Origin of the sequence: Rouxiella silvae (assembly GCF_002093625.1) — a bacterium.
Taxonomy (GTDB): domain Bacteria; phylum Pseudomonadota; class Gammaproteobacteria; order Enterobacterales; family Enterobacteriaceae; genus Rouxiella; species Rouxiella silvae.
Genome location: NZ_MRWD01000037.1, coordinates 26,542 through 39,022, shown reverse-complemented (window position 1 = coordinate 39,022; position 12,481 = coordinate 26,542). Strand labels below are relative to the sequence as shown.

At 51.4% G+C, this 12,481-nt stretch carries 13 protein-coding genes; 10 read left to right on the top strand and 3 right to left on the bottom strand.

Going from position 1 to position 12,481, the window contains the following annotated elements; genetic code table 11:
* Window positions 1-4: 4 nt before the first annotated feature.
* The 9 genes from BS639_RS15455 to rluB all read left to right on the top strand — a co-directional run bounded on the left by BS639_RS15455 (window position 5) and on the right by rluB (window position 8,941).
* Window positions 5-655 (top strand): ABC transporter permease, encoded by a 651-nt coding sequence (locus tag BS639_RS15455; RefSeq protein WP_084983549.1) that lies wholly within the window; start codon window positions 5-7, stop codon window positions 653-655.
* Complete coding sequence (locus tag BS639_RS15450) at window positions 652-1,359, top strand: ABC transporter permease (protein WP_055770511.1); 708 nt, start codon at window positions 652-654, stop codon at window positions 1,357-1,359. The genes BS639_RS15455 and BS639_RS15450 overlap by 4 nt, the downstream gene beginning before the upstream one ends.
* 34 nt (window positions 1,360-1,393) lie before the next feature.
* The gene (locus BS639_RS15445) at window positions 1,394-2,278 is read left to right on the top strand and encodes an ABC transporter substrate-binding protein (RefSeq protein WP_084983548.1); all 885 of its coding nucleotides are present in this window, start codon (window positions 1,394-1,396) and stop codon (window positions 2,276-2,278) included.
* Window positions 2,275-3,819, top strand: coding sequence for an HAL/PAL/TAL family ammonia-lyase (locus tag BS639_RS15440; protein ID WP_084983547.1), 1,545 nt, complete (start codon window positions 2,275-2,277; stop codon window positions 3,817-3,819). The genes BS639_RS15445 and BS639_RS15440 overlap by 4 nt, the downstream gene beginning before the upstream one ends.
* Window positions 3,816-5,018 (top strand): CaiB/BaiF CoA transferase family protein, encoded by a 1,203-nt coding sequence (locus tag BS639_RS15435; RefSeq protein WP_084983546.1) that lies wholly within the window; start codon window positions 3,816-3,818, stop codon window positions 5,016-5,018. Before BS639_RS15440 ends, BS639_RS15435 begins: the two co-directional genes overlap by 4 nt.
* 15 nt (window positions 5,019-5,033) lie before the next feature.
* Window positions 5,034-5,927 carry a 3-hydroxyacyl-CoA dehydrogenase family protein gene (locus tag BS639_RS15430; RefSeq protein WP_084983545.1) on the top strand — a complete coding sequence of 298 codons (894 nt, stop codon included), beginning with the start codon at window positions 5,034-5,036 and terminating at the stop codon, window positions 5,925-5,927.
* A complete protein-coding gene (locus BS639_RS15425; RefSeq protein WP_084983544.1) occupies window positions 5,924-6,694 on the top strand; it encodes an enoyl-CoA hydratase-related protein in 771 nt (256 codons plus the stop codon). The genes BS639_RS15430 and BS639_RS15425 overlap by 4 nt, the downstream gene beginning before the upstream one ends.
* Window positions 6,695-6,753: 59 nt before the next feature.
* Entirely contained in the window at window positions 6,754-7,503 is a 750-nt protein-coding gene (gene hutC / locus BS639_RS15420; protein WP_084983543.1) for a histidine utilization repressor, read from the top strand.
* 562 nt (window positions 7,504-8,065) lie between these two features.
* Window positions 8,066-8,941, top strand: a complete 876-nt coding sequence (gene rluB, locus BS639_RS15415) for a 23S rRNA pseudouridine(2605) synthase RluB (RefSeq protein WP_173882102.1) — start codon at window positions 8,066-8,068, stop codon at window positions 8,939-8,941.
* 75 nt (window positions 8,942-9,016) lie between these two features.
* Here the strand turns inward: rluB and cobO are convergent, their stop codons facing one another.
* Both cobO and BS639_RS15405 read right to left on the bottom strand, forming a co-directional pair.
* Window positions 9,017-9,607, bottom strand: a complete 591-nt coding sequence (gene cobO, locus BS639_RS15410) for a cob(I)yrinic acid a,c-diamide adenosyltransferase (protein ID WP_084983542.1) — start codon at window positions 9,605-9,607, stop codon at window positions 9,017-9,019.
* 14 nt (window positions 9,608-9,621) lie between these two features.
* Complete coding sequence (locus tag BS639_RS15405; protein ID WP_084983541.1) at window positions 9,622-10,383, bottom strand: YciK family oxidoreductase; 762 nt, start codon at window positions 10,381-10,383, stop codon at window positions 9,622-9,624.
* A 367-nt stretch (window positions 10,384-10,750) separates the two neighbouring features.
* Here BS639_RS15405 and sohB point away from each other — a divergent pair, with 367 nt between their 5' ends.
* The gene (gene sohB / locus BS639_RS15400; RefSeq protein ID WP_084983540.1) at window positions 10,751-11,794 is read left to right on the top strand and encodes a protease SohB; all 1,044 of its coding nucleotides are present in this window, start codon (window positions 10,751-10,753) and stop codon (window positions 11,792-11,794) included.
* A gap of 92 nt (window positions 11,795-11,886) precedes the next feature.
* Here sohB and BS639_RS15395 read toward each other — a convergent pair whose 3' ends face one another.
* Window positions 11,887-12,138 (bottom strand): YciN family protein, encoded by a 252-nt coding sequence (locus tag BS639_RS15395; RefSeq protein ID WP_055772396.1) that lies wholly within the window; start codon window positions 12,136-12,138, stop codon window positions 11,887-11,889.
* Window positions 12,139-12,481 lie beyond the last annotated feature (343 nt).

The window sequence follows — 12,481 nt, the reverse complement described above, 5'->3', positions numbered from 1 at the left end:
TGCCATGCGCTTCGATTGGTTGTTTGAGCAAAGGGACAATATAGTAATGCTGCTGGGATGGCATATCTATTTGTCTATTGTACCGGTATTTATTGGCCTGGCTTTGGCTATTCCAGTGGGCGGGTTGCTACAGCGCTGCGGGAAATTTAAAGACGGTATCCTTAATATAATCGGGCTGCTGTATACCCTTCCTTCTCTGGCATTATTTGTATTACTTCCTGGGCTGCTGGGTACCAAAATTCTCGATACCGTTAATGTCGTGGTTGCATTAACAATTTATGCCTTTGCACTCCTTATTCGCACCGTTTGCGACGGGCTGGATTCTGTTCCGCCCGAAACACATCAGGCGGCGACCGCGATGGGATACCGTCCCGTGCAGCGGTTTATCGGCGTTGAACTGCCGTTGGCAGTGCCGGTGATTGCAGCAGGGATGCGGGTGGTTGTGGTGTCTAACGTCAGTATTGTATCCATATCGGCGCTGGTGGGTATGCCACAGCTGGGTGCGTTATTTACTCAGGGTTTTCAACTGCATTTCTTGACGCCGATTATCGCCGGTATTTTTCTGTGCATTATGTTGGCTTTGGTGCTGGACAACCTTGTCCTGCGTACCGGCAATAAAATGACCCGCTGGCAACCGAAAAGGAGTGCGAAATGATTAGCTGGCTTCTCGACTCTGCGCATTGGTTAAACGACGATGGTTTATTGATGCTTATTTTTCAGCATCTGATCTATAGCGTCGAAGCGTTGGCCGCGGCGGTCATTATTGCTTTTCCCGTCGGTTGTTATGTTGGACATACAGGTAAAGGGGCAACCTTATTAATTGGCAGTGCCAATGCTATGCGCGCACTGCCGTCATTTGGTCTGATTATTCTACTGGTCATTATTTTTGGTCCGGTGTTTGAATCGGATCTGGCCTTTATTGTTCCGTGTCTTATCGTACTGATTGTGCTTGCGCTGCCACCGATAATGATGGGCGTATACTCGGGAATCAGGGCCATTGACCCCTCGATAATAGACGCGGCTATTGGCATGGGATATTCACCGTGGAAATTATTGCTTACGGTTGAAATTCCCTGTGCGCTGGCGCTCATATTATCCGGTATTAGAAGTGCTGCATTACAAATAATCTCGACTGCCACCATCGCCGCGTATGTTTCTCTCGGCGGCTTAGGACGTCTGATTATTGACGGCCGCGCCCAGAATGATTACCCACAAATGGTTTCGGGTGCCGTAATGGTTGGAATTTTAGCGTTACTGGTTGATGTTTTATTCTCTTTTTTAATTCGTTTAATGGTCTCACCAGGAATACGGCAGCGGCAACGCCGTCGTCGGAAAACACCTTCTTTATCGAACAGTTAATCCATCTAATAATTCATTATCGGAGCCTGACAAAATGAAATTGAAAAATTTGCTCACCGTTGCACTGTTCTCAGCCGTTGTCGTTCATGCCCCGGCAGTTTTTGCCGCTGAAGCCACAGGCACAATAATTATCGGTTCAGCAGACTTCCCGGAAAGCCAGCTGATTGCCACCATTTATCAGCAGGCGCTGGCAGCTAAACACGTGAAAGTAGAAACCAAGCTAAACATCGGCAGCCGTGAAGTGTACATGCCTGCGTTGCTCGACGGTTCGATTAATCTGATCCCCGAATACAGCGGCGCAACGCTGAGCTATCTCGACGAGAAAGCGCAGGCGCATGCTCCTGAAGATGTGGCGGCCGCGCTGGCGAAAGCGTTGCCCGCAAAAATAAAGATGCTCGAGATTTCTTCAGCCCAAGACAGCGATGTGCTGGCCGTCACCGAGAAAACGGCGAAGAAATTTAATCTGAAAGACATCAGTGATTTGTCACCGGTTGCTAAAACCCTCGTGCTGGGTGGCCCGGCAGAGTGGAAAACCCGTCGTGAAGGTGTGAAGGGGCTGAACGAAGTCTACGGCCTTACTTTTAAAAATTTTAAAGTTCTTGACGTTGCGGGCCCGCTTACCCTGTCAGCACTGACCAATAATCAGATTCAGGCGGCAGATATGACCTCAACCGACCCTGCGATGAAAACTAAAAATCTGGTGGCATTGACCGATTCCAAGCACCTGTTCCCTGCGCAAAACATCGTACCTTTGATTGCCAAAGACAAAGACAGCGCTGTGGTTGAACAAACCCTTAACGCCGTTTCCAAACAGTTGACCACCAGCGACCTGATCGACATGAACGGCAAGCTGGCTAATTTCGTGAGCGTCGACGTCGTCGCTAAAGAGTGGCTGACTCAACACGGTCTGGATAAATAATGACTCAATCCGTCACATTAGGTACCGCCGAAACCTCAGTCAGCGAGATTGCTGCAATTGCCTACGGCGCCGAGGTATTGCTTGAGGCGTCGGCATTGGATGGCATGCTGAACGTTCATGAAAAAATCCGCCAGGCAATTGCAGACAATAAAGTGATCTACGGGCTGACCACCGGCGTGGGGGATTTGGTTACCCAGCGTTTATCCCCTGAGCAGATTTCTGACGTTCAGCTCAACATGTTGAAAAGTCATGCCTGCGGTATTGGGCCGGTTCTGGCGCAGCATGAAGTCCGAGCTATGATGGCGGTGATGATTAAATCACTGTTGCAGGGGTTTAGCGGCGTGAGTCCCTCGCTGGTGCAAACTATGGCCGAGATGCTCAATAAAGGCGTGGTTCCCTGGTCACCCGCTAAAGGGTCGGTGGGGTATCTGATAGCCACCGCACATATCGGGCTGTCGGTGTTCGGCTATGGGAAATCATACTATCTGGGCGAACTTTTACCAGCAAGAGAGGCGCTGGAACGGGCGGGGATTGCCGTACGCATCCCCGGCCCGCGTGAAGGGCATGCGTTGGTCAGTGGAACCTATGAAATTACCGCGCTGGGTTGTCTGGCCGCAGGATCCTTAAGTGCGCTGGTTCCTGTGGCCGATGCTGCCGGAGGCATGAGCCTTGAAGTGTTGAAGGGTAACATTCGTGGATATGATGCACGTCTTCATGCACTGCGCCCGCACAAGGGGCAGCAGGAAACGGCGCGCATACTGCGATGTTTACTTAGCGACAGCGAGATCCTCGACAAGTATCGCGACTTCCGAGTGCAAGATGCACTGAGCCTGCGTTGTATTCCGCAAATCCACGGTGCGGTGCGCGATGTGCTGAGCTATTGCCAGAAAATACTGACCACCGAGGTTAACTCAGTCACTGACAACCCGGTGTTTATGATTGAAGACGGCGAGCTTAACGTGCTGCCTGGCGGCAATGGACACGGCGCGCCGGTGGCACTGTGTCTCGACGCGCTGACCATTGCCATTGCACAGCTGAGCACCGGTTCGCAGGCGCGATCCGATCGTCTTACCAACAGTCATCTGAGCGGTTTACCCGCCTTTTTAGTGGCCGACGGCGGGGCGAATTCAGGCATGATGATCCCGCCCTATGCCGCTGCGGCGCTGGCCGGTGAGAATCGGGCGCTGGCGGCTCCTGCCAGCGTGCATACCGTTTCGACCTGTGCCGGACAGGAAGACCACATTTCCATGGGCGTTACGGCGGCTCGCAATGCAATTGATGCCGTTGAAAATGCGATTGATATCGTGGCGATAGAAATTTTATGCGCCACTCAGGCGGTGGAATTTCACCGACCGCTGCGCGCCTCTGCCGGAACTGAATTGGTGCTTGCGCGGGTTCGTCAACGGGTGGCGTTCAGGCAAAGTGACACAGAAATGTACCCGGACATGCTGGCCGTGCGCGAGTTGATTAAGCAAGGGGACATTTATCAGGCACTCAAACCGATTATTTTCCCGACAGCCGTCAATGGAGAATCAGCATGACCACCCACAACGCTTCTCGTCCGCTTCAAGGGGTGAAGGTTCTGGATCTCTCACGCGTGCTGGCCGGTCCTTACTGCGCCTCTTTGCTCAATGATTTAGGCGCGGAAGTCACCAAAATTGAAATGCCGGAAACCGGTGACGATTCCCGCGCTTTTACGCCGCATCTCAACGGCGAAAGCACCTATTTCATGTTGCTTAATCACGGTAAAAAAAGCCTGACGCTGAATCTGAAATCGCCCGAAGGCCGCGCCCTGTTAGAGCAGCTTATCGAGAGCGCTGACGTGTTGGTCGAAAACTTTCGTCCCGGCGTGACTGCACGTCTCGGCCTCGACTACGACGCGGTTAACAAGATCAACCCGAAGCTCATTTACGCCAGTATTTCCGGCTTTGGTCAGCAGGGGCCGCTGGCACACAAGGCCGCCTATGACCACGTGATCCAGGCGATGGGCGGCATCATGCAGGTCACAGGCTGGGCAAACGGCGAACCGACGCGGGTGGGGGACGCAATTGGCGACGTGGTCTCTGGTCTTTACTGCTCATGGGGGATCCTGGCGGCGCTGCTGCAACGCGGCAAAACTGGCCTGGGGCAGCACGTTGATGTTGCCATGCTCGATGCCATGGTCTCGATGCAAATGGTTTCGCTGACCCAGTTGCTGGGCGGAATGCCGTTAGCCGGACGCTTGGGCAACTCGCATCCGATCAGCGCACCGATGGACAGCTATCGCGCCGCCGATGGCTATCTGGTGATCGCGGTAGCCAATGACAGCCTTTTCCGTCGTCTGGCCGATTCCATCGGCAAACCCGAGCTGACGCAAGACGCACGTTTTGCCACTGATCCGCAGCGGCTCAAACATCAATACGAACTGCGGGTGCTGATTGAAGCGTGGTTACACGATAAATCAATCGTTGAAGCGCTGGCGTTACTCGACCAATTTGGTATTCCTGCCGCGCCGGTTTGGGGACTGGATGAAGTATTGAAAAGCCCGCACGTGGTCGAACGGGGATTATTACATCAGGTTATTCATCCGGTTGCCGGTGAAGTGACTATTTTACCGCAGCCGGTAAAAATGAGCGGCATGACTGAGCTACCCGATTTAATGCCCCCACGTTTGGGTGAACATACCCGTGAAATCCTCGGTGAAAGGCTTGGTCTTTCAACGGCGGAGATGGATAAACTTCAGCAGCAGGGCGTCATTTAGGTGAGGATAGAGTCAATGGAATCAATGCAAATCGCAGTGATTGGTGCGGGCACCATGGGGGCAAGGATCGCCGCCGTATTCGCCGCCAAGGGCTTTAAGGTTTCTCTTTATTCGCGCACGGAGCAATCGCTGCACAATGCGCAAAAAGTGATCGACAGCATTCAGTCAGGGCTGGCTTCGTCCGTCATCTTCACCACCTCTTTACGTGAATGTTTACAGGGCGCAAAAATTGTTTCCGAGAACATTGCGGAGGTTTTGACGCTTAAACAGCAGCTGTTTCAAGAGATTGAAAAACACGTCAGCGACGACTGCTTGCTGACCACCAATACCTCCAGTGTGCCGGTGGGGCAGATTGCCAAAGTCTTGGCTACGCCCGCCAGATTTATTGGTTTGCACTGGTTCAATCCCGCAGACGTGATGCCGATGGTTGAAATTGTCTGCGGTCCTGAAACACACGAAGAGACCCGTAAGCAGGCCAAGGCCCTTTGCGCGCTGCTCGACAAGCAAACGGTGACCATTAATAAGGAAGCGCCGGGATTTATTGTCAACCGACTACAGTACGCCATGCTGCGCGAGGCTCTGCATCTGGTTACCGCCGGGATCGCCAGCATTGAAGATGTCGATTTCGCGGTGCAAAGCACGCTGGCTCCGCGCTGGTCGGCAATGGGTCCACTTAAACTGATGGACTTCGCGGGGCTGGATACGGTGAAGAACGTGGCCGCAATTTTATTATCTGAGTTGTCCAATGAAGATGTTTTGCCGCCGTGGCTGCTGCAGCGAATTGAACAGGGAAAACTCGGGACTAAAAGTGGAGAGGGATTTTACCGCTGGAGCGCAGAAGACATCGAGCAAGGCCTGCAGCACCGCAACGCCACCGTTCGCTCAATCAACGGGATGCAAAAATCATGAGTGAGTTTATCACCTGCGAGCATCATCAGGGGGTCGCGCACATCGGCCTCAACCGACCCGAGAAATTAAACGCCCTCAGCGCAGAGATGCTCACTCAACTATTGAACACGTTGCTTGAGCTAGATGCCGATAAATTCACCCGTGCGGTAGTTATTTCCGGATCTCCGCGCGCATTTGCCGCCGGAGCCGATACTGGAACGCTGGCAACCGCCTCGGCAATTGCACTCTATACCAGCGGTTTTAGTGAAAATTGGGACCGCATTGCGGCCATGAATACCCCGATCGTTGCGGCGTTATCCGGCTATGCATTGGGCGGTGGCCTTGAGTTGGCTCTGTTGTGCGATATAGTGATTGCCGATGAGACCGCCATTTTCGGCTTACCGGAAACGCAAATTGGTATTATTCCCGGTGCGGGAGGCACCCAGAGGCTGGTGAAAGCGGTCGGAAAATCTCTGGCAATGGAAATGATCCTCGCGGGACGTAAATTAAATGCCGATGAAGCGCTGTCGTTTGGTTTAATTAGCCGGATTACTGCCCCAGACCAACTGATAAATCAGGCATTAAAAATTGCTCAGAACATTTGCCGTGCCTCGCCGTTGGCAAATATGATGGCAAAACGCGCCGTGCTCGCCAGTTTTGATATGAGTTTAACGGCGGGTGTCAGCTACGAGCGTTCGCTTTCGGCGCTAATTGCCGCCAGTGAAGACAGAAACGAAGGTATGAGAGCGCTGTCGGCGAAAGAGCAGGGGAAATTTACGGGCGACTGATTTGTCAGTGAACAACGTATTCGCGAAGCGCTCGCAGTGCACAACGGAAGGTGAGAATAATGTCAGCAAATAAAACGTTATCAGAGGTGATTGCAGAGACCAGTGATGAACCTTCTCCGCTCTACAAGCAGGTTAAGCAGGGCATTATCAATCAGATCCTTCACGGGCATTGGCAGCCACATCAGCGCGTGCCGTCCGAAAGTGAATTGGTCTCTGAGCTTGGGTTTAGCCGGATGACGATTAATCGTGCACTGCGGGAGTTATCCACTGAAGGATATCTGCTGCGTTTACAAGGTGTCGGCACTTTCGTTAATGAGATTAAAGCATTCACGCCGATGCTTGAAGTCAGTAATATTTCAGATGAAATAAAGAGCCGCGGGCATTTTCACACCTCGCGGGTTTTACGGGTGCAAAAACAAACGGCCAGCGACAGTCAGGCGATTCAATTCAATCTCCGCCCGGGGAGTCAATTGTTTCATTCGGTGATTGTGCACTATGAAAATGATAATCCGGTACAGTTGGAAGACAGGGTGGTTAACCCGGAAGTCGCGCCGCTTTATTTGCAGCAGGACTTCACCAAAACTACGCCATTTGCCTATCTTTCACAGTTAGCGCCTTTAACGGCGGGTGAGCATACCGTTGAAGCAGTCATCGCCAATGACGAAGAACAGCGATTGCTGAAAATCAGCAACACCGAAGCCTGCTTGCAAATACTGCGCCGCACTTGGCATCAGGAAAAAGTCGTGACCTGCGCACGACTGCTCTATCCGGGTGGACGTTATAAAATGTTTGGGCGATTTCAAAAGTAAGTCAGTAAATCCCGTTGGTTTTAGAGGAATCTTTTAGCTTAAAATTGATGTAATATGCTCGCTTGCGCAGCGTCAGGCGTGACACTTTTAGTGGCATGTTTGACTCAATAATGTGTGACAGATTATAGAGTTAGGGCCAAAATTGCCGTAACTTTTTGAAAGTAGAATAGACAATGACGCCTGTGAAGGCGACAAAAGAGGCTGCTCAATGAGCGAGAAGTTTAATTCCAATAAGCAAAGAAACGATAAATTTTCATCTGATAAGCCACGCTCGTCGCGCAGCGATTCAGACAAGCCGCGCGGCAAAAAGCCCGGCGCCGAAAAATCCCGTATAGAAACTGCCCGCGGTGGAAAGTCCACGGCGGAGAAATCAGGTGCAGCCAATGCTCGCACCGACAAGTCACGCAGCGACAAGCCGCGTAACGGCAAACCACAGGGCGATAAGCCGCGCACTAACAAGCCGCGCAGTGAATCCCTGATCGTTAAAAAAGTCAGCGATGAAGAAGTCGATGACGCACCGAAATACGAAAAGCCCAAGAACTCTGTCGACGATGGCGAAGGTCTGCAAAGCGAAAAGCTGCAGAAAGTTCTCGCGCGTGCAGGTCATGGTTCTCGTCGTGAAGTTGAAGCGATGATCCAGGCTGGACGCGTCAGCGTTGACGGTAAAATTTCTACCCTCGGCGACCGCGTTGAAATGACGGCCGGCACCAAGATCCGTCTTGATGGCCACGTGTTGTCAATCATTGAAGCTCAGGACACCGTCTGCCGCGTACTGGCGTACTACAAACCAGAAGGCGAACTCTGTACTCGCAGCGATCCTGAAGGCCGTCCGACCGTGTTCGACAGGCTGCCAAAAATGCGCGGTTCACGCTGGGTTGCCGTAGGCCGTCTCGACGTCAACACTTCAGGTCTGCTGCTGTTCACCACTGACGGTGAGTTGGCTAACCGCCTGATGCATCCAAGCCGTGAAGTTGAACGCGAATATGCTGTGCGCGTATTTGGTCAGATTGACGATGAAAAAATTAAACAGCTGAGCCGTGGCGTGCAGCTTGAAGACGGCCCTGCTGCTTTCCGCACCATTAAATACCAGGGTGGAGAAGGGCTGAACCAGTGGTATAACGTGACGCTGACCGAGGGCCGCAACCGCGAGGTTCGTCGTCTGTGGGAAGCCGTCGGCGTTCAGGTTAGTCGTTTGATCCGCGTTCGCTACGGTGACTTGAACCTGCCTAAAGGCCTGCCTCGCGGCGGTTATAAAGAGCTGGATCTGCCGGACATCAACTATCTGCGTCAGTTAGTTGAAATGAACGAAGAGACGGTAAGCAAGATGCCGGTCGAGCGCGATCGTCGTCGTGTTAAAGCCAATCAGATCCGCCGTGCGGTTAAACGCCACACGCAGGTTGCGCCATCTCGTCGCAGCAACGGTCCGGCCAAGCGTTAATACCGCAAGCTTGATCAAAACAAAAACCGCGGCCAGAAGCTGCGGTTTTTTTTGGTCCGTCTCTTAGCAACGAGGTTACCAGTCAATGCCTTGCTGGGCCATAATTCCTGCATCAAAGGCGTGTTTTACTGGACGCAGTTCACTGACGGTGTCGGCCAGCTCAAGCAGTTCTCGATGACAGCCTCGTCCGGTGATAATGACCGTCTGGTGCGAAGGCCTTGCATTCAGTGCATCAATCACTTCCTGCAGGTCGAGGTAGCCGAAACTGACCATATAGGTCAGTTCATCGAGCACCACTAACTCTAGCGAGGCATCGGCAAGCATGCGTTTTCCATGCTGCCAAACGGCCTGACAGGCTACGGTATCCGTCTCTTTATTCTGCGTTTCCCAAGTAAAACCGGTCGCCATTACCTGAAATTCAACGCCGTGCGGCTCTAGCAGATTACGCTCGCCGTTGGGCCATTCACCTTTGATAAACTGAATAACGCCCGCGCGTTGGCCGTGTCCTACTGCGCGAGTCACGGTGCCGAAAGCGCCGGTTGTTTTACCTTTGCCGTTGCCGGTCAAGACTATCAAAATGCCGCGTGCTTCTTTGGCAGCGTCGATGCGGGCATCAACCTGTTCTTTTAGTTTCTGCTGGCGCTGCTGGTGGCGATCTGTGCTCATCTTTTTTACTCGACTTATTCGGCTGCACCGGGTTTACGGCCGGGCTGTGCATCGTAACTGATGCCGGTTTTACGGCGGCTGTCATCACCCATTAAGTAAAGATAAAGTGGCATGATATCAGCCGGCGTTTTGAGTTTCTGACTGTCTTCTTTCGGGAACGCCGATGCCCGCATACTGGTGCGTGTTCCACCCGGATTGATGCAATTAACGCGTAAGTTGGTCTGTTTATACTCATCGGCCAGCACCTGCATTAACCCTTCGGTGGCAAATTTTGACACCGCGTAGGTCCCCCAGCCACTGCGGCCTTCGCGCCCCACGCTGGAGGTGGTAAAGACCAGAGAGGAACTGTGAGATTTTAACAGCAAAGGCAGTAGGCTTTGCGTCAGCATAAAGGCCGCATTAACGTTAACCTGCATCACGTCATGCCAGTCTTGAAGTTGGATATTTTTAACCGGAACGATTTCGCCCAGCAGGCCTGCGTTGTGCAGCACGCCGTCGAGATGAGGCACCCATTGGGCGATACGTTCTGCGACCTGATGGCAGTCCTGCTGAGAGGCGTGCAGCAAATCAAGTGTGATAACCTCGGCTGGAAGCAGACCTCTATCGGTAATCTCCTGCTGAACTTTGAGCAATTTGCTTTCCGTGCGGCCGAGTAAAATAACCTTCGCACCAAAGCGGGCGTAGGTCAGTGCGGCTTCGCGACCAATGCCGTCACCGGCACCAGTGACCAGGATAATACGTTGGCGGAGCAAGTCAGATTTAGGATGATAGTGCACGGAAATGTCCTCTATATAAGGTGTCGGGACGCGGAGGCAAAGGCCTTCAACGCATCAATACAACTCGTTTACAGGGAGCAATGACCTCAACCGTGAATAAACGAATTGACAGAAATTTTCTTAAAAATGGATTAATAATTGCTGTTATATGCCTGAAATGGACATGACATTCAATGATTAACCCACTTTGTTGCAGATCATTTGTAACAAAATTGAATCACAGACGCATCATGTTTAAACATCTTTACGCAATAAACGCGAAAATGCAGTGTCTCTTGGTTTTCAGGGCCCTTTCAGGCAAGACGCATTGACAACGATTGTCTAGAATGAACTTTGTATCTTATCAGAATGTTAAAAGGCGGTATTTGTGGATTTACTCTCTCTGTATGGGCTGTTTTTAGCCAAAATTGTCACAATTGTGGTGGCCATTGGCGCTCTCGTGGTGCTGTTTGTCGGACTCCGCCAGCGTAAATCATCAGGCAAAGGTGAGCTTCGCCTGACGGATTTAGGTGAAGAATATCGTGAAATGCAGCGTGAGATGCGTACTGCGCGCCTGACACCCGCTGAGCAAAAAATCAGCATTAAAGCCTTCAAAAAACAAGAAAAAGCCGAATCTAAACTTAAAAAACAGCAGGCAAAAACGGGCGGTACACCAGGCAAGGCGTGTATTTACGTGCTCGATTTTAAAGGCAGCATGGACGCGCACGAAGTGACCTCGCTGCGTGAAGAAATCACGGCGATTCTTGCCGTTGCCACCCCGCAGGATGAAGTGCTACTGCGCCTGGAAAGCCCTGGTGGCGTCGTGCACGGCTATGGTTTGGCGTCCTCGCAGCTGGCTAGGTTAACTCAGGCTGGCATTCGCTTGACGGTGGCGGTTGATAAAGTAGCCGCCAGCGGTGGCTATATGATGGCCTGCGTTGCCGACCGTATCGTCGCTGCGCCTTTTGCCATTATTGGCTCTATCGGCGTAGTCGCACAAATTCCCAATTTCAGCCGTTTGCTGAAAAAGAGCAATATTGACGTTGAGCTGCACACCGCCGGCCAGTACAAGCGTACCTTAACGCTGTTTGGCGAAAATACTGAGGAAGGCCGTGAGAAATTCCGTGAAGACTTGAATGAAACTCACGTGTTGTTTAAAGAGTTCGTGCACGAACATCGCCCGTCTCTGGATATAGATTCTGTGGCGACCGGTGAGCACTGGTTTGGAACGCAGGCGCGAGAAAAAGGTCTGGTTGATGCGATTGGCACCAGCGACGATTTGCTGATCGCCGAAATGAAAAATCATGAAGTTATCTCGGTGCGCTATGCCCGTCGTAAACGCATGATGGATCGCTTTACCGGTAGCGCAGCAGAAAGCGCGGATCGGCTGTTTTTGCGCTGGTTGCAGCGGGGCGAAAAACCTCTTTTGTGAGTTTATTAAAAGGGACTTTGGTCCCTTTTTTTATCATCTAAAATAGGTCTTTTTATTAATGTATAGACGTATTGTATTGACGAAAAAATAAACTATTTTTGCAGGTGGTATTTATCTGAAAAAAGATGGGCCAGATGTTTAAACATATTAAAGACGGCAGTTGTTTTTACGGTGGGTAATCCTTGTTCATCGAGGAAGAATTCTCCACGAAAAACCAAAACTTCGCCTTTTTGTTCAACTTCTGTTGCTATCATTCCCTGGAGATAATCTTCATGCTGGCGAATAACTTTATTTGCTTCTATAAGTAGTGCATCAGAACTTATTGCCACAGTGTGGGTCTGCATAAAAGTGCCTCTCACAATAATCATTAATCTAATTGTAATCCTGCCGATGACAAGACCGCAATCCCGCTGTGGGCAAGGTCTGTTGACATTGCGCATATAATGTTCAGATTGGCAGAAAGTGCATTTACGTGCTAATTAGGTTGCGTGGCAATTTTTATCAGGTAGAGTGTGGCATTTTCTGGCTTAGGGTGGAATTATTTGTTTACGCTCGAAGGTTGCCAAGTGCCATGATTGCGATTTCCTTACCCCTGTCCGGGTTCCAATCCGCAAGACTTTATTGGATTGTGCCTCTGGAGGACAGTTGGGAAGGGTGAAAAAAAATGGTTGATCTCCTGACTCAGTG

Excerpts from the sequence above, each read along its gene's own strand:
- cobO (WP_084983542.1), bottom strand. The coding sequence starts at position 9,607 with ATGAGCACAGATCGCCACCAGCAGCGCCAGCAGAAACTAAAAGAACAG.
- BS639_RS15395 (WP_055772396.1), bottom strand. The coding sequence starts at position 12,138 with ATGCAGACCCACACTGTGGCAATAAGTTCTGATGCACTACTTATAGAA.
- BS639_RS15430 (WP_084983545.1), top strand. The coding sequence starts at position 5,034 with ATGGAATCAATGCAAATCGCAGTGATTGGTGCGGGCACCATGGGGGCA.
- BS639_RS15450 (WP_055770511.1), top strand. The coding sequence starts at position 652 with ATGATTAGCTGGCTTCTCGACTCTGCGCATTGGTTAAACGACGATGGT.
- hutC (WP_084983543.1), top strand. The coding sequence starts at position 6,754 with ATGTCAGCAAATAAAACGTTATCAGAGGTGATTGCAGAGACCAGTGAT.
- BS639_RS15435 (WP_084983546.1), top strand. The coding sequence starts at position 3,816 with ATGACCACCCACAACGCTTCTCGTCCGCTTCAAGGGGTGAAGGTTCTG.
- BS639_RS15445 (WP_084983548.1), top strand. The coding sequence starts at position 1,394 with ATGAAATTGAAAAATTTGCTCACCGTTGCACTGTTCTCAGCCGTTGTC.
- BS639_RS15425 (WP_084983544.1), top strand. The coding sequence starts at position 5,924 with ATGAGTGAGTTTATCACCTGCGAGCATCATCAGGGGGTCGCGCACATC.
- BS639_RS15455 (WP_084983549.1), top strand. The coding sequence starts at position 5 with ATGCGCTTCGATTGGTTGTTTGAGCAAAGGGACAATATAGTAATGCTG.